Annotated in this window: 22 protein-coding genes; 9 read left to right on the forward strand and 13 right to left on the reverse strand. The window is 70.3% G+C overall.

Annotated elements, in window-relative coordinates:
- Nucleotides 1-4 precede the first annotated feature (4 nt).
- From P3W75_RS30420 to P3W75_RS30430, 3 genes are read right to left on the reverse strand one after another with little or no spacing between them, the layout of a single operon-like run.
- Nucleotides 5-1,273, reverse strand: coding sequence for a dihydrolipoamide acetyltransferase family protein (locus P3W75_RS30420; RefSeq protein WP_276231043.1), 1,269 nt, complete (start codon nt 1,271-1,273; stop codon nt 5-7).
- On the reverse strand, nt 1,274-2,326 hold the full coding sequence (locus P3W75_RS30425) for an alpha-ketoacid dehydrogenase subunit beta (RefSeq protein ID WP_276231044.1): 1,053 nt from the start codon (nt 2,324-2,326) through the stop codon (nt 1,274-1,276).
- Nucleotides 2,323-3,555, reverse strand: coding sequence for a 3-methyl-2-oxobutanoate dehydrogenase (2-methylpropanoyl-transferring) subunit alpha (locus P3W75_RS30430; RefSeq protein WP_276231045.1), 1,233 nt, complete (start codon nt 3,553-3,555; stop codon nt 2,323-2,325). The genes P3W75_RS30425 and P3W75_RS30430 overlap by 4 nt, the downstream gene beginning before the upstream one ends.
- 239 nt (nt 3,556-3,794) lie before the next feature.
- Here P3W75_RS30430 and P3W75_RS30435 point away from each other — a divergent pair, with 239 nt between their 5' ends.
- On the forward strand, nt 3,795-4,256 hold the full coding sequence (locus P3W75_RS30435) for an Lrp/AsnC family transcriptional regulator (RefSeq protein WP_276231046.1): 462 nt from the start codon (nt 3,795-3,797) through the stop codon (nt 4,254-4,256).
- Between the two features lie 9 nt (nt 4,257-4,265).
- Here the strand turns inward: P3W75_RS30435 and P3W75_RS30440 are convergent, their stop codons facing one another.
- From P3W75_RS30440 to P3W75_RS30460, 5 genes are all read right to left on the reverse strand, one after another.
- On the reverse strand, nt 4,266-5,012 hold the full coding sequence (locus P3W75_RS30440) for a class I SAM-dependent methyltransferase (protein ID WP_276231047.1): 747 nt from the start codon (nt 5,010-5,012) through the stop codon (nt 4,266-4,268).
- A gap of 57 nt (nt 5,013-5,069) precedes the next feature.
- Nucleotides 5,070-6,524 carry a mechanosensitive ion channel domain-containing protein gene (locus tag P3W75_RS30445; protein ID WP_276231048.1) on the reverse strand — a complete coding sequence of 485 codons (1,455 nt, stop codon included), beginning with the start codon at nt 6,522-6,524 and terminating at the stop codon, nt 5,070-5,072.
- A 54-nt stretch (nt 6,525-6,578) separates the two neighbouring features.
- The gene (surE, locus tag P3W75_RS30450) at nt 6,579-7,562 is read right to left on the reverse strand and encodes a 5'/3'-nucleotidase SurE (RefSeq protein WP_276231049.1); all 984 of its coding nucleotides are present in this window, start codon (nt 7,560-7,562) and stop codon (nt 6,579-6,581) included.
- Nucleotides 7,563-7,624: 62 nt separating this feature from the next.
- Nucleotides 7,625-8,998 (reverse strand): DUF1329 domain-containing protein, encoded by a 1,374-nt coding sequence (locus tag P3W75_RS30455; RefSeq protein ID WP_276231050.1) that lies wholly within the window; start codon nt 8,996-8,998, stop codon nt 7,625-7,627.
- 21 nt (nt 8,999-9,019) lie between these two features.
- Complete coding sequence (locus P3W75_RS30460) at nt 9,020-10,636, reverse strand: DUF1302 domain-containing protein (RefSeq protein ID WP_276231051.1); 1,617 nt, start codon at nt 10,634-10,636, stop codon at nt 9,020-9,022.
- Nucleotides 10,637-10,879: 243 nt separating this feature from the next.
- On the opposite strand from P3W75_RS30460, the gene P3W75_RS30465 reads away from it, so the two are divergent.
- On the forward strand, nt 10,880-12,637 hold the full coding sequence (locus P3W75_RS30465) for an FAD-dependent oxidoreductase (RefSeq protein ID WP_276231052.1): 1,758 nt from the start codon (nt 10,880-10,882) through the stop codon (nt 12,635-12,637).
- Nucleotides 12,630-13,508 (forward strand): SDR family NAD(P)-dependent oxidoreductase, encoded by an 879-nt coding sequence (locus tag P3W75_RS30470; protein ID WP_276231053.1) that lies wholly within the window; start codon nt 12,630-12,632, stop codon nt 13,506-13,508. The genes P3W75_RS30465 and P3W75_RS30470 overlap by 8 nt, the downstream gene beginning before the upstream one ends.
- A gap of 277 nt (nt 13,509-13,785) precedes the next feature.
- Here P3W75_RS30470 and P3W75_RS30475 read toward each other — a convergent pair whose 3' ends face one another.
- From P3W75_RS30475 to P3W75_RS30495, 5 genes are all read right to left on the reverse strand, one after another.
- Entirely contained in the window at nt 13,786-14,526 is a 741-nt protein-coding gene (locus P3W75_RS30475) for a Mut7-C RNAse domain-containing protein (protein WP_276231054.1), read from the reverse strand.
- Nucleotides 14,527-14,563: 37 nt separating this feature from the next.
- Nucleotides 14,564-15,319, reverse strand: a complete 756-nt coding sequence (locus P3W75_RS30480; RefSeq protein WP_276231055.1) for an SDR family NAD(P)-dependent oxidoreductase — start codon at nt 15,317-15,319, stop codon at nt 14,564-14,566.
- A gap of 14 nt (nt 15,320-15,333) precedes the next feature.
- A complete protein-coding gene (locus tag P3W75_RS30485) occupies nt 15,334-16,032 on the reverse strand; it encodes an EthD domain-containing protein (RefSeq protein WP_276231056.1) in 699 nt (232 codons plus the stop codon).
- Nucleotides 16,033-16,100: 68 nt separating this feature from the next.
- Nucleotides 16,101-17,234, reverse strand: coding sequence for an LLM class flavin-dependent oxidoreductase (locus P3W75_RS30490; RefSeq protein WP_276231057.1), 1,134 nt, complete (start codon nt 17,232-17,234; stop codon nt 16,101-16,103).
- A 128-nt stretch (nt 17,235-17,362) separates the two neighbouring features.
- Nucleotides 17,363-18,547 (reverse strand): acyl-CoA dehydrogenase family protein, encoded by a 1,185-nt coding sequence (locus P3W75_RS30495; protein WP_276231058.1) that lies wholly within the window; start codon nt 18,545-18,547, stop codon nt 17,363-17,365.
- A 223-nt stretch (nt 18,548-18,770) separates the two neighbouring features.
- Here P3W75_RS30495 and P3W75_RS30500 point away from each other — a divergent pair, with 223 nt between their 5' ends.
- From P3W75_RS30500 to P3W75_RS30525, 6 genes are all read left to right on the forward strand, one after another.
- A complete protein-coding gene (locus P3W75_RS30500) occupies nt 18,771-19,289 on the forward strand; it encodes a flavin reductase family protein (RefSeq protein ID WP_276231059.1) in 519 nt (172 codons plus the stop codon).
- A 5-nt stretch (nt 19,290-19,294) separates the two neighbouring features.
- Nucleotides 19,295-20,956, forward strand: coding sequence for an FAD-binding protein (locus P3W75_RS30505; protein ID WP_276231060.1), 1,662 nt, complete (start codon nt 19,295-19,297; stop codon nt 20,954-20,956).
- 12 nt (nt 20,957-20,968) lie between these two features.
- Nucleotides 20,969-21,724 (forward strand): glucose 1-dehydrogenase, encoded by a 756-nt coding sequence (locus P3W75_RS30510; RefSeq protein WP_276231061.1) that lies wholly within the window; start codon nt 20,969-20,971, stop codon nt 21,722-21,724.
- A 12-nt stretch (nt 21,725-21,736) separates the two neighbouring features.
- Entirely contained in the window at nt 21,737-22,804 is a 1,068-nt protein-coding gene (locus tag P3W75_RS30515; RefSeq protein WP_276231062.1) for a ferredoxin--NADP reductase, read from the forward strand.
- Between the two features lie 330 nt (nt 22,805-23,134).
- On the forward strand, nt 23,135-23,881 hold the full coding sequence (locus tag P3W75_RS30520) for an SDR family NAD(P)-dependent oxidoreductase (RefSeq protein ID WP_276231063.1): 747 nt from the start codon (nt 23,135-23,137) through the stop codon (nt 23,879-23,881).
- A gap of 63 nt (nt 23,882-23,944) precedes the next feature.
- Nucleotides 23,945-25,510 (forward strand): FadD3 family acyl-CoA ligase, encoded by a 1,566-nt coding sequence (locus tag P3W75_RS30525; RefSeq protein ID WP_276231064.1) that lies wholly within the window; start codon nt 23,945-23,947, stop codon nt 25,508-25,510.
- The last annotated feature ends 40 nt before the right edge of the window (nt 25,511-25,550 follow it).

Genomic DNA, 25,550 nt, shown 5'->3' on the forward strand with positions numbered 1-25,550 from the left:
GGCGTCACTCCAGGAACAGCGTGGCGGGGTGTTCGAGCAGGGCGCGGACGGCCTGGATGAAGGCCGCCGCGTCCATGCCGTCGACCACCCGGTGATCGAAGGATGAGGACAGGTTCATCATCTTGCGCACGACGATCTGGCCGTTGACCACCATCGGCCGTTCGACCATGCGGTTGACCCCGACGATGGCCACTTCCGGGTGGTTGATCACCGGGGTGCTGACGATGCCGCCGAGGGCGCCGAGGCTGCTCAGGGTGATGGTCGAGCCGGACAGTTCCTCGCGGCTGGCCTTGCCATGGCGCGCGGCCTCGGCCAGGCGCGCCACTTCCGCGGCGTTGCCCCAGAGGTCGCGGGATTCGGCGTTGCGCAGCACCGGCACCATCAGGCCGTTGTCGCTCTGGGTGGCCACGCCCAGGTGCACCGCGCCGTAGCGGGTGACCACGTCGGCCTCGTCGTCGTAGCGTGCGTTGAGCTGCGGGAGCTCGCGCAGGGCCACGACCATGGCGCGGGCGATGAACGGCAGCAGGGTGAGCTTGCCGCGGCTGTTGGCATACTTGCCGTTGAGGTGCACGCGCAGCGCTTCGAGGTCGGTGACGTCGATTTCCTCGACGTAGCTGAAGTGCGGGATGCGCCGCTTGGCCTCGGCCATCTTCTGGGCGATCTTGCGGCGCAGGCCGATCACCGGGATCTGCTGCTCGTCGTGGCGCGCGGCGTAGCCGGAGGCGACCACGGCGCCGCCGTGGGTCAGGTACTGGTCGAGGTCGTCGTGGAGGATGCGCCCGGCCGGGCCGGAGCCCTGCACGAACTGTAGCTCGACGCCCAGGTCGCGGGCGCGCTGGCGCACCGCCGGGGAGGCCAGCGGCTTCTCGCCGGGGGCGCGGCGCGGGGCCGGCGCGGCGGCTTGCGGACGTGGCGCGGCGACGGCGGGCTTGCTCTCGACGCGCGGAGCCTCCTTCACCACTTGTGCCGGTTCGGGCTGGACCTGCGGCGCCTCGTGGGGCTTGGCCGCCGCTTCCCGGTGGTTGCCGGCGCCTTCCACTTCCAGGCGCACCAGTTCGCCGCCCACGGCCAGCACCTGGCCCGGTTCGCCGCCCAGGGCGAGGATGCGCCCGGCCACCGGCGAGGGGATTTCCACGGTGGCCTTGTCGGTCATCACCTCGGCCAGCAGCTGGTCCTCGTGGACCTCGTCGCCGACCTTGATGTGCCATTCCACCAGTTCGACCTCGGCGATGCCTTCGCCGATGTCCGGCATCTTGATGACGTGAGTGCCCATTCAGACCTCCATGGCGCGCTTGAACGCGGCGCCGACGCGGGCCGGGCCGGGGAAGTAGTCCCATTCCTGGGCGTGCGGGTAGGGGGTGTCCCAACCGGTCACGCGGATGATGGGCGCCTCCAGGTGGTGGAAGCAGTGCTCCTGCACCAGCGACATCAGTTCGGCGCCGTAGCCGCAGGTGCGGGTGGCCTCGTGGACGATCACGCAGCGGCCGGTCTTCTTCACCGATTCGACGATGGTGTCCAGGTCCAGTGGCCAGAGGCTGCGCAGGTCGATGATCTCGGCGTCGACGCCGGTCTCGTCGGCGGCGGTCTGCGCCACGTAGACGGTGGTACCGTAGGTGATCACGGTCAGCTCGCTGCCCGGGCGGGCGATGGCCGCCTTGTCCAGCGGCACGCTGTAGTAGCCCTCTGGTACCTGGCTGGCCGGGTGCTTGGACCAGGGCGTCACCGGGCGGTCGTGGTGGCCGTCGAAGGGGCCGTTGTAGAGGCGCTTGGGCTCGAGGAAGATCACCGGGTCGTCGTTCTCGATGCAGGCGATCAGCAGGCCCTTGGCGTCGTAGGGGTTGGACGGCATCACCGTGCGCAGGCCGCAGACCTGGGTGAACATCGCCTCCGGGCTCTGGCTGTGCGTCTGCCCGCCGTAGATGCCGCCGCCGCAGGGCATGCGCACCACCATCGGCACGACGAAGTCGCCCACCGAGCGGTAGCGGATGCGCGCCGCCTCGGACACCAGCTGGTCGGTGGCCGGGTAGACGTAGTCGGCGAACTGGATTTCCACCACTGGGCGCAGGCCGTAGGCGCACATGCCGACGGCGGCGCCGACGATGCCGCTCTCGGAGATCGGCGCGTCGAACACCCGCGAGGTGCCGTATTTCTTCTGCAGGCCCTCGGTGCAGCGGAACACGCCGCCGAAGTAGCCCACGTCCTGGCCGAACACCACGACGTTGTCGTCGCGTTCGAGCATCACGTCCATCGCCGAGCGCAGCGCCTGGATCATGGTCATGCTGGTGACCGCCTGGGCGTTCCCCTGTTGCGGATTCATGGCGTTCATACCCCGAGCTCCTGGCGCTGCCGGCGCAGGTGTTCCGGCAGGTCCTTGTAGACATCCTCGAACAGGCTGGCGGCGCTGAAGACGTGGCCGTCCACCAGCGAGCCGTGGCGTTCGGCCTCTTTCTGCGCGGCCACCACTTCGGCCTCCAGTTCCTTGTGCAGCGCCTCGTGCTGTTCCTCGCTCCAGATGCCGAGGGCGAACAGGTGCTGCTTCAGGCGGGCGAGCGGGTCGCCCAGCGGGAAGTTGGTCCAGTCGTCGGCCGGGCGGTACTTGGACGGGTCGTCCGAGGTGGAGTGCGGGCCCGCGCGATAAGTGACCCACTCGATCAGGCTCGGGCCATGGCCACGGCGGGCGCGCTCGGCGGCCCATTGCGAGGCGGCGTAGACGGCGAGGAAGTCGTTGCCGTCGACCCGCAGCGAGGCGATGCCGCAGCCCACCCCACGGTTGGCGAAGGTGGTGCCTTCGCCGCCGGCGATGGCCTGGAAGGTGGAGATCGCCCACTGGTTGTTGACCACGTTGAGGATCACCGGGGCGCGGTAGACGTGGGCGAAGGTCAGGGCGGTGTGGAAGTCGGATTCGGCGGTGGCGCCGTCGCCGATCCAGGCCGAGGCGATCTTGGTATCGCCCTTGATCGCCGAGGCCATGCCCCAGCCGACCGCCTGGATGAACTGGGTGGCGAGGTTGCCGGAGATGGAGAAGAAACCGTGGCTGCGGCTGGAGTACATGATCGGCAGCTGGCGGCCCTTGAGCGGGTCCTGCTCGTTGGAGAGCAGCTGGCAGATCATGTCTTTCAGCGGGTAGTCGCGGGTGATCAGGATGCCTTGCTGGCGGTAGGTGGGGAAGCACATGTCGCCGTCGCGCAGGGCCATGGTGTGGGCGGTGGCGATGGCCTCTTCGCCCAGGCACTGCATGTAGAAGGACATCTTCTTCTGGCGCTGCGCGGTGAGCATGCGGGCGTCGAAGATGCGTGTCTTGAGCATCAGGCGCAGGCCGCGCAGCAGCTGTTCGTGGCTCAGTTCGGGGTTCCACGGGCCGACGGCGTTGCCCTGTTCGTCGAGCACGCGCACCAGGCTGTAGGCCAGGTCGGCGGTCTGCGCCGGTTCCACGTCGACGTCGGGCTTGCGCACCTCGCCGGCGGGGGACAGGTGCAGGTAGGAAAAATCGGTCTTGCAGCCGGGGCGCCCGGTGGGTTCCGGGACGTGCAGGCGGAGCGGGGCGTAATCGGTCATGGCGGCTCTCCAGGATGATCGGGGGTGGGGATCAACAGCCGGAAGGCAGCGGGGGCGACTGGCCGGGTCGGGCCCTGTCGCGGGGGGTGACATCACTCATGGTGACTGTCCTCGTTCGTTGTTCTTGTGATTTCAGTATAGGTGTGACCGGCTGGTTTTTTGCTCCAATTTGACTAGCCTGGAACAGAAGATTTAGTGTTTTTGAACTACAAAAACCCTGATCCTTAGAAGTGAGCGCCATGGCCGACATCGACCGCACCGACCTCAAGATCCTCCGCGCCCTGGCCGACGACGGCCGCCTCAGCTGGCGCGACCTGGCGCAGCGGATCGGCCTGTCGCTGACGCCGACGCTGCGCCGGGTGCGGCGCCTGGAAGAGGAGCAGTACATCCAGGGCTATTTCGCCCGGCTCGACGAGGAACGCCTGTCCGGCGCCATGAGCGTGTTCGTCTCGGTGTCCCTGGAGAAACAGACCGGCGACTACCTGGCGCGGTTCGAGGAAAGCATCGTCCAGGCGCCGCAGGTGATGAGCTGTTTCCAGATGACCGGCGATGCCGACTACATGCTGCGCGTGGTGGTCAAGGACCTGGCCGCCTACCAGGCCTTCCTCACCAGCACCCTGACGCAGATTCCCGGGGTGGCCGGGATCAAGTCGGCGTTCGCCCTGAAGTCGGTGCTCAAGCGCCCGGCGCCGCCGATCTGAGGCGCCGGCTCAGGCCACGCGGCCGAGCTTGATGGTCAGCGGCCAGGCGATGGCCCGCTCCGGCGCGTCGCCCCAGGCCGCGCGCAGTTCGTCGTGCAGGGCCTGCACCGGGTCCTGGCCGGTGGCCTGGCGGTAGCTGGCCACCGCCGACCAGCTGTACAGGTAGTCGACCAGGCGCTGGAAGCTCCACTGTGCTTCCAGGGCGAAGGGCGGGGTGGCCACCCGCTCGAAGGGGAAGGGCAGGGTTTCGTAGCCGGTCTCCACATGCTTGCGCTCCGGCGCCCAGTAGGGCCCGACCACGTCGTGGTAGAGATGGCGGATCAGCGCGTCGAGGCGCTCGTCGATGTTCAGCAGGTTGTACGACACCACCGCCAGCAGCGCGCCGGGGCGCGAGACGCGGCGCACCTCGGCGTAGAAACGCTCGACGTCGAACCAGTGCAGGGCCTGGGCCACCAGGGTCAGGTCGACGCTGGCCGTTGCCAGGGAGGTGCTTTCCGCCGGTTCCAGGCGGTAGTCGATATTGGCCTCGCGCGGGGCCTGTTCCAGTTGTTTGGCGTTGATGTCGGTGGCCACCACGCGCTGGAAGTTGCGCGCCAGGTCGAGGCTGGCCTGGCCCGAGCCGCAGCCGCAGTCCCAGGCCTGCGCGGTGCCCGGCGCGGCCTGCGCCAGCCAGGCGAAGAACGCCGGGTCGTAGGTCGGGCGGCCGGCGCGGTAGGCGTCGGCCTGCTGGCTGAACAGGTGGCGGGTATCGGACATGACGCGGCTCCGTGGACAGCGAACGGGGCTCCATCTTGCCGCCGCCACGCCGCGCGCTCAAGCGTGGCGGCGCAGCCCCGCCAGCCATTGCAGCAGGCCACGGCGCGGCGCGCGGGCCGGCGCCTCGACCAGCAGCGCGGCGCTGGCCTGCTGGCGGAAGTCGAGCAGCCGGGCCATGGCCTCGGCGATTTCCTGGCGCGCCTCCAGGCAGGGTTGCAGGGCCTGGCCGTCGAGGCGGTACAGGCGCCCGTCGCTGAGCGCGGCGAAACGCACCTGCCAGCCGCCGTGGCCGAGCACCCCGGCCTCGCCGATGACTTCGCCGGGGCCCATGCGCCCAGCCTCGACGCTGCCGGACTCGCGCGGCAGGGTGACGCTGACCACCCCGGATTCGAGGATCAGCAGGTCGCTACTGACCTCGCCGACCTCCAGCAGCACCTCGCCGGCCTTGAACGCCTGCGGGCGCATGTGCTCGGCCAGGGCGTCCTTCTCGTCGTCGGCCAGCGCGGCGAACAGCGGCGACTCGCCGAGCAGGCCCCGCGCCCGCGACTGCAGGGCCCGCGCGGCCTGCACCTCGGGCACGCTGAGCAGGGCGATGCCGGCCGCCTGCAAGTGGCGGAAGGCCAGGTCGTGGAGCTGGTTGCGCACCTCGCGCTTTTCGGCCATGGCGGCGACGTAGCCGCTCATCTCGTATTCCACGCCGTTGCCGCCGGCCTTGCGGATGCTCACGCTCGGCGGCGGGTTCGGCAGCAGCGCACGGCAGCCGCGCAGGGCGCGCTCCAGGGCCTCGATGACCGGGCGCGGGCGCAGCAGCGGGCTGATTTCCAGCACCACGCTGACGCCGTAGAGGTTGGCCGGGCGGCTCAGGTTGAGCAGCTTGGCCTTGGCCGCCAGCGAGTTGGGGATCACCGCCAGGCTGCCCTGGGCGGTCTGCAGGTAGGTGGAGCGCCAGTCGATCTCCACCACCTTGCCTTCGGTGCCGTCGATGGCGATCCAGTCATCCAGCTGGTAGGGCTTGGTGGTGTTGAGGATGATCCCGGAGAACACGTCGCTGAGGGTGCTCTGCAAGGCCAGGCCGAGGACGATGGCGACCACCCCGGAGGTGGCCAGCAGGCCCTTCACCGGCAGGTCGAGCACGTAGCCGGCGGTGGCGATGCTGGCGGCGAGGAAGATCAGCGCGCCTATCACTTCCTGCAGCAGCCGCCCGGCGTGGCCGACCCGCTGCAGCAGCAGCGCGCCGATCAGCACGGTGAGGCAGCGCGCGCCGAACAGCCACCACATGATCTGCAGGAAGGTCGCCACCAGGTGGCTGGGCAGGTCTTCCGGCCAGGGCGCCTTCTGCAGCGGGCTGATGCCGGCGTTGAACAGCAGCAGGCTGAACAGCAGGAAGAACCCCAGGCGCAGCGCCACCCGCCAGCCGTGCGGGCGCTCGGCCAGCAGCCGCCAGAGCGCCAGGTCGGCCAGCAGCAGGACGGGGGCGATGAACAGCGGGTGGGCGGCGAGCAGGGCGGGCATGGGGCGCATCCATGGAGAGGGGCCCTATGAAGATGGCACAGGTTGGCCGAGGTTTCAGCGCTGCATGCCGTCCACCAGGGCGCGCGCCCGGCGCTCGCCGTCGGCGTCGCCGTCGAGGTCGCTGCCGACCACGCTGAGCACCGCGTAGCCCTGGGTCAGCAGGTAGGCGTCGGCCTGGCGCTGGCGGGCGCTGGGCTCGGGCGGCGCGGCCAGGTTCACCCGCGCGTTGCCGTCGGCGCCGCGCTGCACGGCGAAGACGATCGGCGACCAGTCGCCGACCGGCGCGTAGACCAGCCCGCGCACCTCGGCGGCCGGGCGCGCCGGGTAGTTCAGGTTGAGCCCCTGGCCGTTCGGCAGGCCGAGCAGGTTGAGCCCGCAGGCGGCCTGGTCCTGGCCGCCGGCGCAGCCTTGCCGGGCGGCGCGGCCGGCGGCCAGGGCGCGGTCCAGCACGCGCACGGCGAGGCGGGCGCTGTCGGCCTGGGCGGCGAGGGTGCGCTGCACGGCGGCCTTGGGTTCGCGCTGCATCAGCGGCAGGTCGATGGCGGTGGACACGGCCAGCGCCGGCACGCCCCGGCGCATGGCCCAGAGCGCGGCGTTGAGGGTGCCGGAAAGCTGGATCAGCGGGCCGGTGTTGTCGCCGAAGTTGCTGCCGGAAACCACCAGGTCCGGTGGGTTGTCCTTGAGCAGCAGGTCGAGGCCGACGTTCATCGCGTCCACCGGGGTGCCGATGGCCATGTTCTTGCCGGCTGGCGTGGCGTAGCCGGCGGGGGAGCCGACGCAGTACTGGTGCTCGGCCAGTTGGGTGACGGCCAGGGCCTGGCCGGGGGCGACCACGCTGGCCGCGCCTATGCCGCTGTTGTCGGTGTCCGGGGCGACCAGGGTGACGGTGTGGCCGGCGGCGCTCAGCGCCTGGTAGACGGCGGCGATACCCGGCGCGCGGCAGCCGTCGTCGTTGCTCAGGAGGATGTTCAGGGCGCTGGCGTCGGCGGTCAGGATGATGCCGGCGGCGCCGATGGCGGCGCGCAGGAAGGCGTGCATGCGGAGATTCCTCAGGAAAAGACCAAGCCCGCGCGGTCGCCCGCGCGGGCTTGTGGGGCGGCTTACTGGCCGAGCTTGCGCATGTTGGCGGCGCTGAAGTAGTCGTTGTCGTACTTGGCGGTGTTCAGTTGCGGCTGCTGTTGTTCGTTGGCCATGCGGTCGGCCAGGTAGGAACCGGCGATCAGGTCGTGGAACAGCGCCACCCGCGCCTGGTTCAGCTGCAGGTCGTAGGCGTAGGTGGTGGTCTGCATGTTAGTGCGCCACAGCTGGCCACGGTTGTCGTAGTTGTCGGCGAGGGCGGCGGACCAGCTGTCCTCGTCGAGGTACAGGGTGCGCTTGCCGTAGATGTGCCGCGCGCCGGGCTTCAGGGTCGCTTCCACTACCCACACGCGGTGCAGCTCGTAGCGCATGTAGTCCGGGTTGATGTGGTTGGGCGTGAGGATCTGCGCGTACTTCAGGTTCGGGTCGTCGAGCTTGTAGTTGTTGTACGGGATGTAGATTTCCTTCTTGCCGACCAGCTTCCAGTCGTAGCGGTCCGGCGCGCCGTTGAACAGGCGGTCCTCGTCGATGGTGCGGAAGCCGCCGGCGCCGGTCGGGGTGTCGTAGCCGACGGTGGGCGCGCGACGCACCCGGCGCGTGCCGGGCAGGTACTGCCAGCTCTGGCGCGGGCTGGCCACCGGGTCGAAGAACTCGTTGCCGCCGATGATCTCGCCCTTGGAGCGCACCGGCTTGAGGGTGGTGATCATGAAGTGGCTCATGATCTGCCCGTCATAGTCCTGCAGCGAGCCCTTGGGGTCGCACCAGGGCGCGAGGATCTGGTAGTGCACGGTCTGTAGCGCCTGGTTGCCGTTGGAGTAGATCACCGCCTGGTCGTAGACGGCTTCCTCGCTGTTGGCGCGGGCCTGCAGGGAGTGGTTCCACATCAGCTCGTAGCCGTTCTGCGGGATCGGGAAGGGCGAGGCGCCGAAGGCGTTGCGCACGGCGTTGCCGCCTTCCACCAGCTCGGCGCTGGTGGCGTTGGCCTTGATGTTGGCCTCGACCTTCTCGCTCATGCGGAAGTCGCGGTGCGACGGGTACACCGGCATGCGGAAGGTGGCCGGGTAGCGCTTGAACAGGGCGCGCTCGCCGTCGCTGAGGCGGTTGGCGTACTGCTCCATGTTCTGCGCGGTGATGACGAACAGCGGCTTCTCGTCGGCGTAGGGGTCGGCGTAGCGGCCGCCCGGCGTGTAGCTGACCTGCGGCGGCGCACCGCGCCACTTGCCGCTCCAGGCGGGGATGCTGCCGTCGGCGTTGGCGGCCTTCTCGGCGCCCATGGGGGTCAGGTCCTGGCCGAGGCGCGCGGCCTCTTCCGGGCCGACCTTGGCTTGCGCCTGGCCGCCCAGGCAGGCGAGCCCGGCGGTCAGCAACAGGGGTAGCAGGGGGTGTTTGCGGTTCATGGTCTGGCTCCTCCGGCTGGGTCAGAAGCTGTATTTCGCGGTCAGCGAAAGGTTGTCGCGGTCCGCCAGGGTCGTTTCGCTCGGGTTGCCGAGGAACATGTTGTAGCGGGCTTCGATGGTGAAGTTGTTCAGGTAGCGCCAGGTGGTGCCGACGGCGAAACGGTCGTCGCCTTCGCCCAGGCCGAAGCTGCCGGGCATGGACGAATTGCCGTTGACGGCCTGGCTGAAGATGATCGGAACGCTCAGGTCCCAGCCGTTGAACACGTTGTTGTAGTCCAGCGACAGGTTGAGGGTGTAACCCCAGGCGGAGCGGTCGTAGTAGAGCTTGTCGGTGTTCGGCGTGGTGATCAGCGCGACGCCGCTGCCGGTGGGCACGAAGGCGTTGAAGCTGGGCGCCTTGTCGTTGTCCATCACGCGGTTGTAGCCGACCTCGCCGGTCAGGGTGGTGTTGTCGGCGATCGGCAGGGCGCCGTAGGAGTGGATGAACGACACCAGCGCCTGGGCCACCTTGGCCCGTACCGGCTGCGGGGTCAGGCCGGTGTCGACCAGCACCGGCTGGCCGTCGCGGTAGCTGATCTCGCCGCTGACGTTGGTCTCGCCGAGCATGCTGGAGAAGCTCGCGCCGTACAGGTGGATGTCGTCGTAGAAGCGCGCGCGGTAGGCGCCGCGGTTCCAGTCGGTGAGGAAGTCCAGCTGCGGGCTGTGGTCGCTGAAGCGCAGGTAGTACAGGCCGAACTCGGTGTTGTTCAGCTGCTCCACCGTGTAGGTCAGCGCGGCGCCGTACTGGCCGCTGTCGCCGGGGGTGTCGTCGCCCAGGCGGCGCTGCTGGCCGGTGGAGTCGTTGAAGCCGCCCTTGTCGATGTAGTCGGTGGTGGAGAAGAAGTGCCCGACCGGGGTCAGCTCGTTGCGCTTCCACTGGTACTGGTAGTACAGCTGCACGCCGAGGGCGTCGGTCAGCGCGTACTGGGTGAACACCTGGCCCACCGGCAGGAACAGCTCCTTGATCTCGATGCCCGGGGTGTTGGCCTTGGTGGCGTCCACCGGGCTCATCGCCCCGGAGATGCCGAAGCCGTTGAACAGGCTTTCGCCCCAGGCCACCACCTGGTTGCCCACCCGCGCGTTGAGGCTGTGGCCGTTGAGGTTCCAGGTGCCGTAGGCGTAGGTGTCGAGGAAGCGCAGGTCGTCGCCGGCCTGGTCGCGGGTCTGCTTGGAGAACTCGTCGGGCTTGGAGCAGCGGTCGCCGGCGAAGCAGTTGGAGGTGCCGGTGTCGTTGTCGTTGCCGCGGTGGTAGACGTCGTCGTAGAAGCCGGTGGCGCGCACGAACAGGCCGTAGTCGTCGTGCAGCTTGAAGTCGGCTTCGGTGAGGAAGCTGGCGCGGTTGTTGATGAGGCTGCCGCGGTCGAAGGCGTTGTCGCCGTCGTCGCCGTTGGCGATGGCCGGGTTGGCGCCGCCGTTGGACAGCGCGTGGGCGCGCTTCTCGGTGCGCCAGGCGAGGCTGTAGCTGACGGTGGTATCCCAGTTGACCTTGAGATCGTCGTTGAGCTGGTACGACAGCGCCTGGGCCTGTCCGGCCAGGGACAGGGCGCTGACCGCAAGGGCAAGGGGCAACGGCTGGAAGGCGATTCTTATTCTTGTCATCTCGTCCTCTGCTCGGGCGGGCTCGTCCGGCCAGACCCGGGAACTGTGTTGGCGGGAGGGTGGCGGGGCTGACTATGTGGTCACCCGGCAACGCCAACATCGTCCGATAGGACTACGCCGCAGAGACGTCGGTGGGCCGCTCTGGCGCTAGTCCCATCGGACGATGACCGGGCCTCTCGGCTGCGCGAACAATCGCCGCGGAAGCGTGGGCCGGGCCCACGCCAGCTCCCGGAGAAGAAGCGCATGAACGCAAGGACGAGCGGCCAGCGGAGCCGCGAGTGGGACTTTGAATGCGACGTTCTGGTGGTGGGCAGCGGCGCCGGCGGCATGACCGCCGCGCTGCGCGCCCGCGACCTGGGCCTGGACGTGCTGCTGGTGGAAAAGAGCGACCGCTATGGCGGCACTTCGGCGGTGTCCGGCGGCGGCATCTGGATTCCCTGCAACCACCGCATCGCCGCGCTCGGCGGCCAGGACTCGGCGCAGGAAGCGGTGCGCTACATCCGCACCGTCAGCGACAACGTGGTCGACGACGGCCGCGTCGAGGCCTACGTCGAGCACGGCCGGCGCATGGTCGAATACCTGGAGGCCCACAGCCGGGTGCGCTTCGAGGCGCAGCCGGAATACGCCGACTATTACCCCGAGGTGGCCGGCGGCAAGCCCGGCTACCGCTCCATGGACCCGCTGCCGTTCGATGCCCGCGAGCTGGGCGACGAGTTCGCGCGGATGCGCGCGCCCTCGCCGGGCACCCTGATGATGGGGCGCATCGGCATGACCATGAAGGAAGCGCGGGTGCTGCTGTGCCGCGGCCCCGGCTGGGTCGGCCTGACCTTGCGCATCCTCTGGCGCTACTGGCGCGACCTCGGCGGCCGCCTGCGCTCGCCGCGCGACCGTTTCCTCACCCTGGGCAACGCGCTGGTCGCCGCGCTGCGCCGCTCGCTGCTCGACCGCCAGGTGCCGCTGTGGCTGGACACGCCCTTGCAGGGGCTGGTGGAGGAGGGCGGCCGGGTCGTCGGCGCCGAGCTGCTGCGCGAAGGCCGCCCGCTGCGGGTGCGCGCGCGGCAGGCGGTGGTGATCGCCGCCGGTGGCTTCGAACGCAACCAGGCGATGCGCAGCGAGTACCACCCGCAGCCGTCGCAGGCGCAGTGGAGCGCCACGCCGCCGAACAACAGCGGCGACGGCATCCGCGCCGGCCAGGCGCTGGGCGCGGCCACCGCGCTGATGGAACACAGCTGGTGGGCGCCGACCACCCACGTCGAGGGCGAGGAGAAACAGCGCGCGCTGTTCGTCGAACGCACCCTGCCGGGTTGCGTGATGGTGGATTCCGCCGGGCAGCGTTTCGTCAACGAGGCGGCGCCCTACACCGACATCGTCTACGCCATGTACGCCCACGACAGCGCGGCCGCGCGCAGCGTGCCGTGCTGGATGGTGTTCGACGCCGAGTTCCGCCGCAAATACCCCTGCGGCGCGCTGTTGCCCGGTTACGCGCAGCCCGACGGGCGCGTGCCGAAGCACCTGCGCGGCTATTACCACAAGGCCGACAGCGTGGAAGCGCTGGCCGCGCGGATCGGCGCCGACGGCGCGGGCCTGGCGCGCACCCTGGAACGCTTCAACCGCTACGCCGCGCTGGGCCAGGACCCGGACTTCCACAAGGGCGAGTCGCTGTTCGACCGCTACTACGGCGACCCCCACGTGCTGCCCAACCCGTGCCTGGCGCCGCTGCTGAAGGCGCCGTTCTACGCGGTGAAGATCGACGCCGGCGACATCGGCACCAAGGGCGGCCTGCTCACCGATGTGCACGCCCGCGTGCTGCGCGAGGACGGCAGCGCCATCGACGGCCTCTACGCCATCGGCAACTCGGCCGCGTCGGTGATGGGCGCGACCTATCCCGGCGCCGGCTCCACCATCGGCCCGGCGATGACCTTCGGCTTCCTCGCCGCCGAGCACATCCAGCAACAGGCCGGGCAGACCCGCGCCAGCCAGGAGGTACCGCAGAATGCCTGATCAGACTCCCCGCATCGCCCTGGTCACCGGCGCCAGCCGTGGTGTCGGCAAGGGCATCGCCGAGGCGCTTGGCGCCGCCGGCATGACCGTCTACGTCAGCGGCCGCTCGCTGAGTTCCGGCGGCGCCACCCTGCGCGGCCAGGTGATGCACGGCAGCATCCAGGAAACCGCCGCGGCCATCGACGCCGCCGGCGGCAAGGGCATCGCCGTGCAGTGCGACCATGGCGACGACGCCCAGGTGCAGGCGCTGTTCCAGCGCATCGAACGGGAGCAGGGGCGCCTCGACCTGCTGGTGAACAACGTCACCTTCATCCACGAGCAGTTGATCGACCCGGGCCCGTTCTGGGAGAAGCCGCTGGACCTGGTGGACATCCTCGATATCGGCCTGCGCTCGGCCTACGTCGCCAGCTACTACGCCGCGCCGCTGCTGCTGCGCGCGCCGAACGCGCTGGTGGCGTTCGTCTCGTCGTTCGGCGCCGGCTGCTACATGCACGGCCCGGCCTACGGCGCGCAGAAGGCCGGGGTGGACAAGCTGGCGGCGGACATGGCCATCGACTTCGAGCACAGCCGGGTGGCGGCGCTGTCGCTGTGGCTGGGCCCGCAGCTCACCGAACGCACCGCCATCGCCGGCCAGGCCCGCGCCGAGCAGTACGAGGCGTTCCTGGCGATGGCCGAGACCCCGCAGTTCAACGGGCGCATCCTCAACGCGCTGCTGGACGACCCGGAGCTACCGCAGCTCTCCGGGCAGACCCTGGTGAGCGCCGAGCTGGCGCTGCGCTACGGCATCCAGGAGGCCGGCGGCCGCCAGCCGCCGTCGTGGCGCGAGCAGTTGGGGGCGCCACGGGTGCAGCATCCGGCGCGGGTGATCTGAGGCGCTTATGTAGGCGCGCGCCGCGCCCGCTCGCGGGCGTGGCCCGCTCCTACGGGGAGGGGGGTGTGGGGCGGATAACGTCGGGACACCGCGCCTTGTGTTCGAACCACGGGCGCGGCCGGAGGGTTGGCGTAGGGCGGATAACCGTTCGCGGTTATCCGCCGTGAGGCCCGGCGGCGGATAACGCCGGGGGCGTTATGCGCCCTACGATGCCCCGTGCCGCGCGATTCCCCTGTAGGAGCGCGCCGCGCGCGCGAATCGCGGGCGTGGCCCGCTCCTACCGGAGCAGCAGGGGTTCGAGCAGGGTGCGCATGCTGTGCCAGTGCGAGCCTTCCCAGAACACCCGTTGGCACTGGTCGCAGGCCAGGTAGCGGCTGTGCCGTTGCGCCACCTGCGGCGGCACGCGGGGGCGCGCCTGTTCGGCCGAGAGCACGCGCAGCGGGTGGTTGCAGCGCAGGCACAGGCTGAACGGCCGCGCGCTGCGCGCCAGGTCCAGGCGCTCGAAGAGTTCGCCCAGTTGCTCCCTGGGTTTGCGCGCGTGCAGGTAGCAGCCGTGGCTGATGATCCGCCGCTTGAGCAGCTCGCGGTCGCGGGTCAGCACCACGCGGCCCTGGTGCGCGCCGATCTCGGCGATCTCGCCGTCGTCGAAGGCGTTGTCGTAGAGGGTGTCGAAGCCGCTCATGCGCAGCAGCGCCGCCAGGCCGCCCAGGTGCGCGTCGGCGACGAAACGCAGCACCCGCAACGGGCGGGCGCGCACGCGCAGCAGCGGGCTGATATCCAGGCGTTCGAACATCGGGTAGACCGCCACGCGGTCGCCATCCAGGAGGGTGCGTTCGAAGCCCACCGACTCGCCGTTGAGCAGCACCAGCTCGACTTCCGTGTGCGGCACGCCCAGCGCCTCGATCATGTGCTTGAGGGTGGCCGCCGGCGGGCAGGCGCAGGTGAACTCGCGCCGGCGGCGGGCGGCGGGCAGGAAGTCGTTGAGCTCCTCGTAGAAGCGGAAGGTCGCGCGGGTCATGCCCCTGAGTATGGCAGGCCCGCGCGGGGCGGGCGGTTCAGCCCCAGAAGGCCTGGCCGCCGTCCAGCGGCAGGGTGGCCCCGGTGAGGTAGGCGGCCTCGGCGCTGGCCAGCCAGGCCACCGTGCGGCCGATGTCGACCTCGCAGTCGCCGACCCGGCGCAGCGGGATGCCCTGGAGGAAGGCCTCGGCTTGCGCCGGGTTGGCCTGCATCCAGCCCTGCAGGCCGGGGGACAGCGCGTGGGGCGCGATGACGTTGACGCGGATGCCCTCCGGGCCCCACTCGCAGGCCGCCGCGCGGCTCAGGCTGCGGATAGCTTCCTTGGCCGCGGCGTAGGCGCCGTAGCCGGAGGCGTCCCAGCGCACCGCGGCGGAGGAGGCCAGGTTGATCACCGCGCCGCCGCCCTTGAGGTAGGGGTAGCAGGCGCGCATCAGCCGCAGGGTCGCCAGCGGGCCGGAGTCCAGGCCCTGCTGGAAGCTTTCGTCGCTCACCTCCAGCAGCCGGCCCAGGGGCACGATCTGCGCGTTGTTGACCAGGATGTCGAGGCCGCCGAAGGCCTCCACCACCTGGGCCACGCAGCGCTCGATGTCCGCCGCGCGGGTCACGTCGCAGCGCACCGCCAGCGCTTCGCCGCCGCGTTCGCGGATCTGCGCGCAGGTGCGCTGCAGCGGCTCCTCGGTGCGCCCGGCGACGGCCACCCGCGCCCCTTCGGCGGCCAGGGCGAAGGCGATACCCTGGCCGACGCCCTGGCCCGCTCCGGTGACCAGCGCAATCTTGCCGGCAAGTCGGTTCATGGCTGGGGTCTCCTTCACAGCGGGTACTGGCTGCTGGGCAGCACGTTGAGCTGGTCGAAGTCGATGAAGCGGTGGCAGCTGTCCATCATGACGGCGACGTTGCGCTGGAACTTCGCCTCGTCGCCCGCTGCGTCGAAGAACGCCTGCGGGTCGCTCATCGCCGCCGGCGGGAAGCATTCCTCGACGATCGCCGCCAGCGGCGCAGCGCCGGGGGTGAGCACCTGCACCACCAGGTTCTGCACGTACTGGAAGTTGTCCTGGGTGTCGATGGCGACCCGCGTGTGGTGGTTCTGCCAGGTGTCCAGCCAGGCGTCATGGGTCAGCCGCGGCGGGCGTTGCAGGAAGGCCAGCTGGGAGAAGCCGTGGGTACGCCGGCCGGGTTGGGTGGGGAAGCGGGTGTTGCGGATCGGCTCGGACTCGCAGACCAGGTAGCCGTCCAGGCGCGCGCAGATGGCCCGCAGCGCCTCGTCGAAGGGGCGGCGGAATTCGCCCACCGCGCTGGCCAGCCAGAACGACAGCGTCGCCTGCGGCAGCGGCCCGGCCTGTTGCTGGCGCAGGCCGGCGGCGGGGGCCACCTCGGCGTCGTCGAGGTTCAGTTGCAGGCTGTGCGCACCGAGGGACTGGAGGCGGTCGGCGGTGCCGCGCAGCTGTTCGGCGAAGTGCTCGAAGCTGTCCTGCTCGCGTTGCCAGAGCAGGTAGATGACTTTCTGCATGGGGGTTCTCCTGGAATGGGCTTGCCTGGAAAAGCGAACGGGCCCCTGGGGGCCCGTCGTGGTGGTCGTCAGGCGACCTGATGCTTGTTGCGGAAGTAGGGGATGACCTTCTCGCCGATGTTCTTCAGCGTCTCCAGCTGCGCCCACTGCGGCACCGTGCCCATCTGGCAGATGAAGAGGATTTCGTCGGCGCCGGCGTCGATCAGCCGCTGCACGTAGCCGATGCAGTCGTTGACCGTGCCGTAGGCGTGGTTGGGGTTCATCATCGCCATGCTCGGGTCGGAGAAGTCGACGGTGACTTCCTCGGAGGCGAAGCGCGAGCGGATCACGCTCTGGCCGTTGCCGTCGACGAAGGTGTCGTCCTGCCACTTGGCCGGGTCCGGGCGCTCGCCACCGGCGTACCAGTAGGCCAGCGATTCCATGAAGTAGCGCTGGCCGCGAATGCCGATGGCGCGGGCCTGCTCGTTGTCGTCGAGGACGATGGCCGGGCACAGCGCGGCGATGTGGCGGTTGGGGCGGAAGCCGACCTGGTTCTTCGCGTCACGGCTGTCCCAGGCCTCGTGGTACACGGCGACCTTCTTGGCGATCTCCTCCGGGCCGCCGAAGCCCAGCACCAGCGCGCCCATGCCACGGCCGCCGGCGTTCTTCAGCGACTCGGTGTTGGTGCAGGCCAGGTACATCGGCGGGTGCGGGTCCTGGTAGGGCTTGGGGTGGATCGGCCGCTTGGGGATCTTCACGAAGTCGCCGTTATGCTCGATCTCGTCCTGCACGAACATCTTCGGGATCAGGTACATGGCTTCGTCGATCTGCGGCTGCAGGGTGGCCAGGTCGTAGCCGAAGGTGCCGGCTTCCTGCTGGGTGCCGCCCTTGCCCACGCCGAAGTGCACGCGGCCCCTGGACAGCAGGTCGAGGGTGGCGATGCGCTCGGCGACCTTCACCGGGTGGTTCATCGCCGGCGGCAGGCAGACCACGCCGTGGCCGATGCCGATGCGCTCGGTCTTGCCGGCGACGAAGGCCAGCATGGTTTCCGGGGCGGACATGTGCGAGTAGTTGGTCAGCGCGGTGTGCTCCACGCACCAGAAGGTGTCGAAGCCGAGCTGGTCGGCCAGCACGGCCTGCTCGACGGTCTCCTCGAAGATGCGGCGGTCGCCTTCGCGGGTGCTGTCCAGCGTCTGCGCTTCGTAGATCAGAGAGAATTTCATGGGGTTCGTCCCTTGTCAGTGTGGCGGGCCGACGGGCTCTGCCTGAAGGCCATGGTCGGGGTTGGCCGGCGCCGCGGAATCGCCCGAACGGACTACGCCGAAACGCCGGTGTGCGCCGGGCAGCCGGCTTAGAGGAAGAAGTCCGTGGAGTCCGCGCCCATGCTCACGCCGCCGAGGTTCCAGGCGTACTTCGCCGGGCTGTTGGCGACGTGCGCGCGGCCGGTGTGGATGTCGCGGAAGGCGCGGTTGATCGGGTGTTCGCGGAAGATCGTCGAGGCGCCGCTGTTGAACATCAGCGCGCCGGCGGCGCGGGCGCAGCGGTCGGCGACCAGGGCCGAGTCGTAACGCATCTTCACCCGCTCGGGCATGCTCAGGGCCGCGCCGTCGCGGGCGCGCTGGAGCATCAGCTCGAAGTTGCGCAGCAGCACGGTGCGGCACTCGTCGACGCAGACCATGGCGTCGGCCAGGGCCTGCTGGGCGCCGGGGTCCTGGCCCATCTTGCGGCCGTCGTTGACGCCGACGCGGGCGCGGTTGTGCTCGATGAAGCAGTCCACCGCGCCCTGCAGCGCGCCGATGGCCGAGGAGGACACCGCGCGGACGAAGATCTGCCCGAACGGCAGGCGGAACAGCGGGGCGTCGTTCACCGCGTTGCCCGGGCTGTTCTGCATGAAGCCGTCGAGGGCGCGGTGGGTGCGGTACTCGGGGACGAAGGCGTCTTCCACCAGCACATCGTGGGAGCCGGTGGCTTCCAGGCCCATCACGTTCCAGTTGTCGAGCACCTGGTAGTCGCCGCGCGGCACCAGGAAGGTGCGGTAGTCAGGCGCGCCGCCCGCCTCGCTAGGCGGCACCAGGGCACCGAGGAAGGCCCACTGGCAATGCTGGCTGCCGCTGGAGAAGCCCCAGCGCCCGGACAGGCGGAAGCCGCCCTCCACCGGGGTGACCTTGCCCACAGGCATGTACGAGGAAGAGATCAGCACGCTGGAATCCTCGCCCCACACATCCTGCGCGGCGCGGTCGTCGAACAGCGCCAGCTGCCAGTTGTGGATGGCCACCACGCCGAGCACCCAGGCCGAGGACATGCAGCCTTCGGCGAGGGTCATCTGCACCTCGAAGAAGTCCTTCGGCTCCAGCTCGTAGCCCTCCCAGCGCGCCGGCTGGAGGATGCGGAAGAAGCCGGCGGCGTGGAAATCGCGGATCGTCTCCTCGGGCAGGCGGCCCTGGCGGGCGGCGTCGGCGGCGCGTTCGCGCAGCACCGGCACCAGTTCGCGGGCGCGCTGGCGGAGGCGCTGACGGATCAGTTCCTGGTCGAGCATCTTGTTGTTCTCCTGTGATCGCCCCGCGCGGGGGCTGCGCTCGGTCCCCGGCACGGCGGCCGGGGGCTTCGCGGGCATTTGGCAACGCCCGCGCGGCGCCCGCATCCCACAAACGGACCATATGCCGCGGCGCCGCGCCGACTAGTCCCCTCGGACGATGTTGGGCCCCCCGGGCGGCCACAGAATTCATCGCACAACAACGACAACCGCGAGGCCCCGTGCGATGAACCAGGACACTCTGAAAGCCGACATGCTCCAGGCCATGCGCCGGCTCGCCAAGTCGGTGACCATCATCACCACCAGTGACGGCCAGGAGCGTTTCGCCATGTCCGCCACCGCCGTGGACTCGCTCTCCACCGAGCCGCCGTCGCTGCTCATCTGCGTGAACCAGACCGCCTCGCTGCACCGCGTGCTGGAGGCCGGCGCCGACTTCTGCGTGAACATCCTCGGCCAGGAACAGGAGTACCTGTCGCACCTGTGCAGCGGCCCGGTGAAGGGCGAGGGACGTTTCGCCAGCGGCGACTGGCGCACCTCCGCGTGCGGCGTGCCGTACCTGGCCGACGCCCAGTCCAGCGTGATCTGCGAACAGGACGGGCGCTTCACCTACGGCACCCACACGGTGTTCATCGGGCGCATCCGCGAGATTCGCAACAGCCCGCAGATCACCCCGCTGATCTACGTGAACGGCATCTACACCACTTCGGTCGCCGTGCAGGCGCCGAGCGTGGCGGCGGCGGGGTGATGGCCATGAGTGCGACCCACGGCATAGCGCCGCTGCGCCTCGGCGCCGACGCCAAGCCGCAGTGGCACGCGGAGACCGACCTGCTGGTGGTCGGCTTCGGCGGCGCCGGCGCCTGCGCCGCCCTGGAGGCCCGCGAGCGCGGCCTGCAGGTGCTGGCCCTGGACCGCTTCACCGGCGGCGGCGCCACCGCGCGCAGCGGCGGGGTGGTCTACGCCGGCGGCGGTACGCCGCAACAGCGGCAGGCCGGCTACGCCGACGACCCCGAGACGATGTTCACCTACCTGCGCGAGGAGGTCGGCGAGGCGGTGCAGCCGGAGACCCTGCGCGACTTCTGCGAGCGCAGCGTCGAGCAGCTGGCCTGGCTGGAACGCCAGGGCGCGCGCTACGAAGGCAGCGTGCCGCTGCAGAAGACCTCCTACCCCAGCGACCGCTACTACCTGTACTACTCCGGCAACGAGCCGGTGCCGGCCTACGCCAGCCTGGCCAAGCCGGCGCCGCGCGGGCATCGCACCAAGGGCAGCGGCATGTCCGGTTTCGCGCTGTTCAGCGCGTTGCGCGCGTCGGCGCGGGCCAAGGGCGTGCAGCTGTACAGCCAGTGCGAAGTGCGCCGGCTGGTGCAGGATGCCAGCGGCGCGGTGGTCGGCGTGGAGGCCTGGCGCCTGCCGCCGGGCAGCGCCGCCGCGCGTCGCCATGCCTGGCTGGGGCGCCTGGCCACGGCCATCCACCCCTACGCGCCGCCGCTGGCCGAGCGCCTGACCGCCGCGCTGCGGCGCATCGAGGCGCGCGATGCCCAGCCCATCCTGCTGCGCGCGCGCAAGGGCGTACTGCTCAGCGCCGGCGGCTTCGTGTTCAACCGCGAGATGCTCGCCGAGCACGCGCCGCAGTACCTCGACGGGCTGCCGCTGGGCACGCCGGGCTGCGACGGCAGCGGCATCCGCCTGGGCCTCGGCGTCGGCGCCGCCACCCGGCGCCTGGACAAGGTCAGCGCCTGGCGCTTCATCAACCCGCCGCTGGCCTGGGCCCGCGGGGTGATCGTCAACGCCGACGGCGAGCGCTACTGCAACGAGGAGGTGTACGGCGCCAAGCTCGGCCACGCGATGGTGGAAGAGCAGGGCGGCCGCGCCATCCTGGTGCTCGACCGCAACCTGCTGCGCGAGTCGCTGCGCCAGGTCGGGCCGGGCAAGGTGTGGTCGTTTCAGCGCCTGCCGGTGCTGCTCAACCTGCTGTTCAACCGCCGTCGCGGCGACAGCCCGGAACAACTGGCGCGCACCCTGGGCATGCCGCCGCAGAACCTGCGCCGGACCCTGGAGGAATACAGCCGGGCGGCGCGCGGCGAACACACCGACGCCTTCGGCAAGTCGCCAGCGATGCTCGCCGACCTCGACGACGGGCCCTGGTATGCCCTGGACCTGTCCTTCGCCAGCAAGCTCTACCCGTGCCCGGCGATCACCCTCGGCGGGCTGCGCGTGTGCGAACGCAGCGGCCGCGTGCTGGACGCCGCCGGGCAGCCGATCGCCGGGCTGTACAGCGCCGGACGCAACGCCGTGGGCGTCGCTTCCAACCTCTACGTGTCGGGCCTGTCCATCGCCGACTGCGTGTATTCCGGCCGCCGCGCCGCCGCCCACGCGGCGACCCAGGCGCACGCCGCCACCCCCGAAACCGCCTGAAGGAAAACAAGCATGAATCGAGTACAAGGCAAGGTCTGCATCGTCACCGGCGCGGCCAGCGGCATCGGCCGCGAGGACGCCCTGCTGCTGGCCGCCGAGGGCGCCCGCGTGGTGCTCACCGACCTCAACGAGGACGCCGGCCGCGCCCTGGCCGCGCAGATCGGCGGCGACGCCCTGTTCATCCGCCACGACATCGCCAGTGAAAGCGACTGGCAGCACGTGGTGAAGACCACCCTGGAGCGCTTCGGCCGCCTCGACGTGCTGGTCAACAACGCCGCCATCCTGGCCATGGCCAGCATCGAGGACACCAGCCTGGAGCTGTGGCGCAAGGTGCAGACGGTCAACGGCGAGGGCTACTTCCTCGGCTGCAAGTACGCCATCGCGGCGATGAAGGAAAACGGCGGCGGCTCCATCGTCAACATGTCCTCGGTGGCCGCGCTGGGCGGCATGCCGGCCTTCTGCGCCTACTCGGCGTCGAAGGGCGCGGTGGCCGCGATGACCCGCTCCATCGCCCTGCACTGCAAGCAGCAGGGCTACCGCATCCGCTGCAACAGCGTGCACCCGGACGGCGTCAACACGCCCATGACCCAGGCCCTGGCCGGCGGCCAGGCGATTCCCCAGGAGGCCCTGGACGCCGACCCGATGAACCGCATGTGCGCGCCGCGCGATATCGCCAACGTGGTGCTGTTCCTGGCCTCGGACGAGTCGCGCTTCATCAACGGCGCCGAAATCCGCGTGGACAACGCGCAGCTGATCAGCGGCATCTGACGGAGCGAAGCGATGGGCACAGCGCAGACCCTGGCGCCGCAAGCGGCGCCGACCGCCGGCGGCGGCTTCCGCCTGGAGGTCGCCGAGGTGATCGAGGAAACCGCCGACGCGCGTTCGCTGGTGCTGCGCGTGCCGGCGGAACTGGCCGGGCGCTTCGCCTACCGCGCCGGGCAGTTCCTGGGGTTCCGCGTGAACGTCGGCGGCAAGCGCCTGAGCCGTTGCTACTCGATGTCCAGCGCCCCGGCGCTGGACGGGGAACTGCGGGTCACGGTCAAGCGCGTCGCCGGTGGCCGGGTGTCGAACTGGATGAACGACAGCGTGCGCCCCGGCGACGTCCTGGAGGTGCTGCCGCCGGCCGGGCACTTCCACCTGGGCACCGATGAGCGCGACCTGCTGCTGTTCGGCGGCGGCTCGGGGATCACCCCGGTGTTCTCGATCCTCCGCGAGGCCCTGGCCAGCCGCGCCTGCCGCATCCGCCTGGTGTACGCCAACCGCGACAGCGCGTCGGTGATCTTCCGCGACGCCCTGCGCGAGCTGGTGCGCGAACACGGCGAGCGCCTGCAGGTGCTGCACGTGCTGGACGAGCTGCAGGGCTTCCTGCGCGGCAGCGATGTGCGCCACCTGCTGCGCGGCTGGGAAGACGCCGAATGCTTCATCTGCGGGCCGGGGCCGTTCATGGATACCGTGGAAGGCAGCCTGCGCGAGGCGGGGGTCGAGCCGGGGCGCATCCATGTCGAACGCTTCGTCTCGCCGGCCGACCCGGACGAACCGGTGATGGGCGAAGCGAGCGCCGACGCAGTCGCCGTGGAAAGCCTGGTGGTGGCCCTGGACGGCGCCGAGCACCAGGTGCCCTGCGCGCCGGGCGAGACGCTGCTGGAAAGCTGCCGCAAGGCCGGTCTGGCGCCGCCGGCGTCCTGCGAGGAAGGCTACTGCGGCGCCTGCATGTGCCAGGTGGAGCGTGGCGAGGTGCTGTTGCCGCGCAACGATGTGCTCAGCGCGGCCGAACTGGCCGACGGCTGGACCCTGGCCTGCCAGGGCCGCGCCGGCAGCCGCGAGGTGCGCGTGCGCTTCCCGGATTGAAACGAGTTGTTCTCGAGTGTGGGGCTGTGCCGCCCCATTTGCAGCCCGGCTTCGGCCGGGCTTTTTTTGCCCTCGGGAAGACGCGACTGTCCTGCCGGCCGCATCGAAGCGCTTGTCGCAGGACGGGGTGAGCTGGCGAACACCACTGGCGAACACCATAGGGGGGCGGCGATGGGTATCGCTGCGCTCAACGCCATCCTGCGGGGCGTTGCGGTTGCGCACGGAGCGGGGCTTGCGTCGTGGCTAGTCCCATTGGACGATCTCCCGCCGCCGGGGCCTCGCTAGACTCCGGCGCACGGCAAACCGACAACAACAAGCAGAGGTGTGCGAATGAATCGACTGCAAGGCAAGGTCGCGGTGGTTACCGGCGCGGCATCGGGTATCGGGCTGGCCTGCGCGCGCCTGTTCGCAGCGGAAGGCGCCCAGGTGGTGGGGCTGGACGTGGGCCAGGCGCCGGCGGAGTTCCCCGGCCTGTTCATGGCCCTGGACGTGCGCGACGAGAACAACGTGCAGCAGGTGATGGGCGAGGTGGTTTCGCGCCACGGCCGCCTCGACGTGCTGGTCAACGCCGCCGGCGTCGCCAGCCAGGGCAGCGTCACCAGCTCGCCCACCAGCGAATGGCAGCGGGTGCTGGACATCAACCTCACCGGCAGCATGCTGACCAGCAAGCACGCCCTGCCGCAGATGGTCGAGCAGCGCGGCGGCTCGATCATCAACATCGGCTCGATCTTCGGCCTGCAGGGCTGCGACGGCAACACCGCCTACAACGTCGCCAAGGGCGGCATCAACCAGCTGACCCGCTCCATGGCCATCGACTACGGCTACGCCAACGTGCGGGTCAACGGCCTGTGCCCCGGGCTGATCGAGACACCGATGACGCAGATGGTCCGCGAGCAGGAGGCCTTCCACGCCTACTTCGCCTCGCAGCACATGCTGTGCCGCGCCGGGCAGCCGGAGGAAGTGGCCAAGGTGGCGCTGTTCCTCGCCTCGGACGATGCCTCCTTCGTCAGCGGGCAGATGATCGCCGTCGACGGCGGCTTCTCCGCCGGCCGCCGCTTCGCGCCGCCGCCGGCCTGAGCCATTCGCCAGCGGGCCGGCCGCGCGCCGGCCCATTCCGCTATCGTTCGCGAGTTTCCCGCCATGACCCCTGCGCACAGCGCTCCGACCATTCCGCACCTGCTGGCCGCCGCGGCGGCCAGCCACGGCGACCTCCCGGCCATCGAGGATGGCGCCACGCACCTGAGCTACCGCCAGCTCGACGACCTGCGCCGGCGCGCCGCCCGCGCGCTGCTGGCGCTGCAGGTCGGCCATGGCGAGCGCGTCGCGCTATGGGCGCCGAACCTCTGGGAATGGATAGTCGCGGCCACCGCGCTGCAGAGCGTGGGCGCCGTGCTGGTGCCGCTGAACACCCGCATGAAGGGCGCCGAGGCGGGCGTGGTGCTGCGTGAGAGCGGCGCCAGCCTGCTGTTCGTCATCGGTGAATTCCTCGGCAGCGACTACCCGGCGCTGCTCGCCGACGAGGCGCTACCGGCGCTGCGCCAACGGGTGATCCTGCGCGGCGAGCGCGACGGCTGCCTGGGCTGGGACGCCTTCCTGGCCCTGGCCGACGGGGTGCCCGAGGCGCACCTGGAAACGCGCCAGGCCGCGCTGGGCGAAGACGACCTGTGCGACCTGCTGTTCACCTCCGGCACCACTGGCAAACCCAAGGGCGTGATGACCGCCCACGGCCAGAACCTGCGCCTGGTGCGCGACTGGAGCGAGATGGTCGGCCTGCGCCAGGGCGACCGCTACCTGATCGTCAACCCGTTCTTCCACAGTTTCGGCTACAAGGCCGGCTGGCTGGCGGCGCTGATGCGCGGCTGCTGCATCCTGCCGCAGCAGGTGTTCGACGTGCCGCTGCTGCTGCAGCGCATCGAGCGCGAACGGGTGACCGTGCTGCCCGGCCCGCCGACCCTGTACCAGTCGCTGCTGGCCCACCCGCAGCGCGGCGAGCACGACCTGAGTTCGCTGCGCGTGGCGGTGACCGGCGCCGCCGCGGTGCCGGTGGAGATGGTCCGGCGCATGCGCAGCGAACTGGGCTTCCAGACCATTGTGACCGCCTACGGCCTCACCGAGACCTGCGGCTTCGTCACCATCTGCCGCCCCGGCGACGACGCCGAGACCATCTCCACCACCAGCGGCCGCGCCTTCCCCGGCGTGGAAGTGCGCTGCGTGGACGCCGACGGCCGCAGCGTGGACGCGGGCCAGCCGGGCGAAGTGGTGGTGCGCGGCTACAACCTGATGCGCGGCTACTTCGCCAACCCGCAGGCCACCGCCGAGGCGATCGACGCCGAGGGCTGGCTGCACACCGGCGACGTCGGCGTGCTCGACGAACGCGGCTACCTGCGCATCACCGACCGCCTCAAGGACATGTTCATCAACGGCGGCTTCAACGTGTACCCGGCGGAGATCGAGCAGGCCATCCTCGGCTACCCCGGCGTGGCCCAGGCGGCGGTGATCGGCATCCCCGACGAGCGCCTGGGCGAGGTGGCCATGGCCTTCCTGCTGCCGGCGCCGGGGCAATCGCTGGACCTCGATGCCTTCCTCGCCTGGTGCCGCGAGCGCATGGCCAACTACAAGGCGCCGCGCCGGGCGATGGTGCTCGAGGCGCTGCCGTTGAACGCTTCCGGGAAGGTGACCAAGGCGGCGTTGCGGGAGTTGGTGTAGGGGAGGGTGTCTGTCCGGGGCTGTGGTGCCTGCGGTGAGA

It is taken from the genome of Pseudomonas citronellolis (assembly GCF_029335315.1).
Taxonomy (GTDB): Bacteria; Pseudomonadota; Gammaproteobacteria; order Pseudomonadales; family Pseudomonadaceae; genus Pseudomonas; species Pseudomonas citronellolis_A.

Excerpts from the sequence above, each read along its gene's own strand:
- P3W75_RS30420 (WP_276231043.1), bottom strand. The coding sequence starts at position 1,273 with ATGGGCACTCACGTCATCAAGATGCCGGACATCGGCGAAGGCATCGCC.
- P3W75_RS30425 (WP_276231044.1), bottom strand. The coding sequence starts at position 2,326 with ATGAACGCCATGAATCCGCAACAGGGGAACGCCCAGGCGGTCACCAGC.
- P3W75_RS30430 (WP_276231045.1), bottom strand. The coding sequence starts at position 3,555 with ATGACCGATTACGCCCCGCTCCGCCTGCACGTCCCGGAACCCACCGGG.
- P3W75_RS30435 (WP_276231046.1), top strand. The coding sequence starts at position 3,795 with ATGGCCGACATCGACCGCACCGACCTCAAGATCCTCCGCGCCCTGGCC.
- P3W75_RS30440 (WP_276231047.1), bottom strand. The coding sequence starts at position 5,012 with ATGTCCGATACCCGCCACCTGTTCAGCCAGCAGGCCGACGCCTACCGC.
- P3W75_RS30445 (WP_276231048.1), bottom strand. The coding sequence starts at position 6,524 with ATGCCCGCCCTGCTCGCCGCCCACCCGCTGTTCATCGCCCCCGTCCTG.
- surE (WP_276231049.1), bottom strand. The coding sequence starts at position 7,562 with ATGCACGCCTTCCTGCGCGCCGCCATCGGCGCCGCCGGCATCATCCTG.
- P3W75_RS30455 (WP_276231050.1), bottom strand. The coding sequence starts at position 8,998 with ATGAACCGCAAACACCCCCTGCTACCCCTGTTGCTGACCGCCGGGCTC.
- P3W75_RS30460 (WP_276231051.1), bottom strand. The coding sequence starts at position 10,636 with ATGACAAGAATAAGAATCGCCTTCCAGCCGTTGCCCCTTGCCCTTGCG.
- P3W75_RS30465 (WP_276231052.1), top strand. The coding sequence starts at position 10,880 with ATGAACGCAAGGACGAGCGGCCAGCGGAGCCGCGAGTGGGACTTTGAA.
- P3W75_RS30470 (WP_276231053.1), top strand. The coding sequence starts at position 12,630 with ATGCCTGATCAGACTCCCCGCATCGCCCTGGTCACCGGCGCCAGCCGT.
- P3W75_RS30475 (WP_276231054.1), bottom strand. The coding sequence starts at position 14,526 with ATGACCCGCGCGACCTTCCGCTTCTACGAGGAGCTCAACGACTTCCTG.
- P3W75_RS30480 (WP_276231055.1), bottom strand. The coding sequence starts at position 15,319 with ATGAACCGACTTGCCGGCAAGATTGCGCTGGTCACCGGAGCGGGCCAG.
- P3W75_RS30485 (WP_276231056.1), bottom strand. The coding sequence starts at position 16,032 with ATGCAGAAAGTCATCTACCTGCTCTGGCAACGCGAGCAGGACAGCTTC.
- P3W75_RS30490 (WP_276231057.1), bottom strand. The coding sequence starts at position 17,234 with ATGAAATTCTCTCTGATCTACGAAGCGCAGACGCTGGACAGCACCCGC.
- P3W75_RS30495 (WP_276231058.1), bottom strand. The coding sequence starts at position 18,547 with ATGCTCGACCAGGAACTGATCCGTCAGCGCCTCCGCCAGCGCGCCCGC.
- P3W75_RS30500 (WP_276231059.1), top strand. The coding sequence starts at position 18,771 with ATGAACCAGGACACTCTGAAAGCCGACATGCTCCAGGCCATGCGCCGG.
- P3W75_RS30505 (WP_276231060.1), top strand. The coding sequence starts at position 19,295 with ATGAGTGCGACCCACGGCATAGCGCCGCTGCGCCTCGGCGCCGACGCC.
- P3W75_RS30510 (WP_276231061.1), top strand. The coding sequence starts at position 20,969 with ATGAATCGAGTACAAGGCAAGGTCTGCATCGTCACCGGCGCGGCCAGC.
- P3W75_RS30515 (WP_276231062.1), top strand. The coding sequence starts at position 21,737 with ATGGGCACAGCGCAGACCCTGGCGCCGCAAGCGGCGCCGACCGCCGGC.
- P3W75_RS30520 (WP_276231063.1), top strand. The coding sequence starts at position 23,135 with ATGAATCGACTGCAAGGCAAGGTCGCGGTGGTTACCGGCGCGGCATCG.
- P3W75_RS30525 (WP_276231064.1), top strand. The coding sequence starts at position 23,945 with ATGACCCCTGCGCACAGCGCTCCGACCATTCCGCACCTGCTGGCCGCC.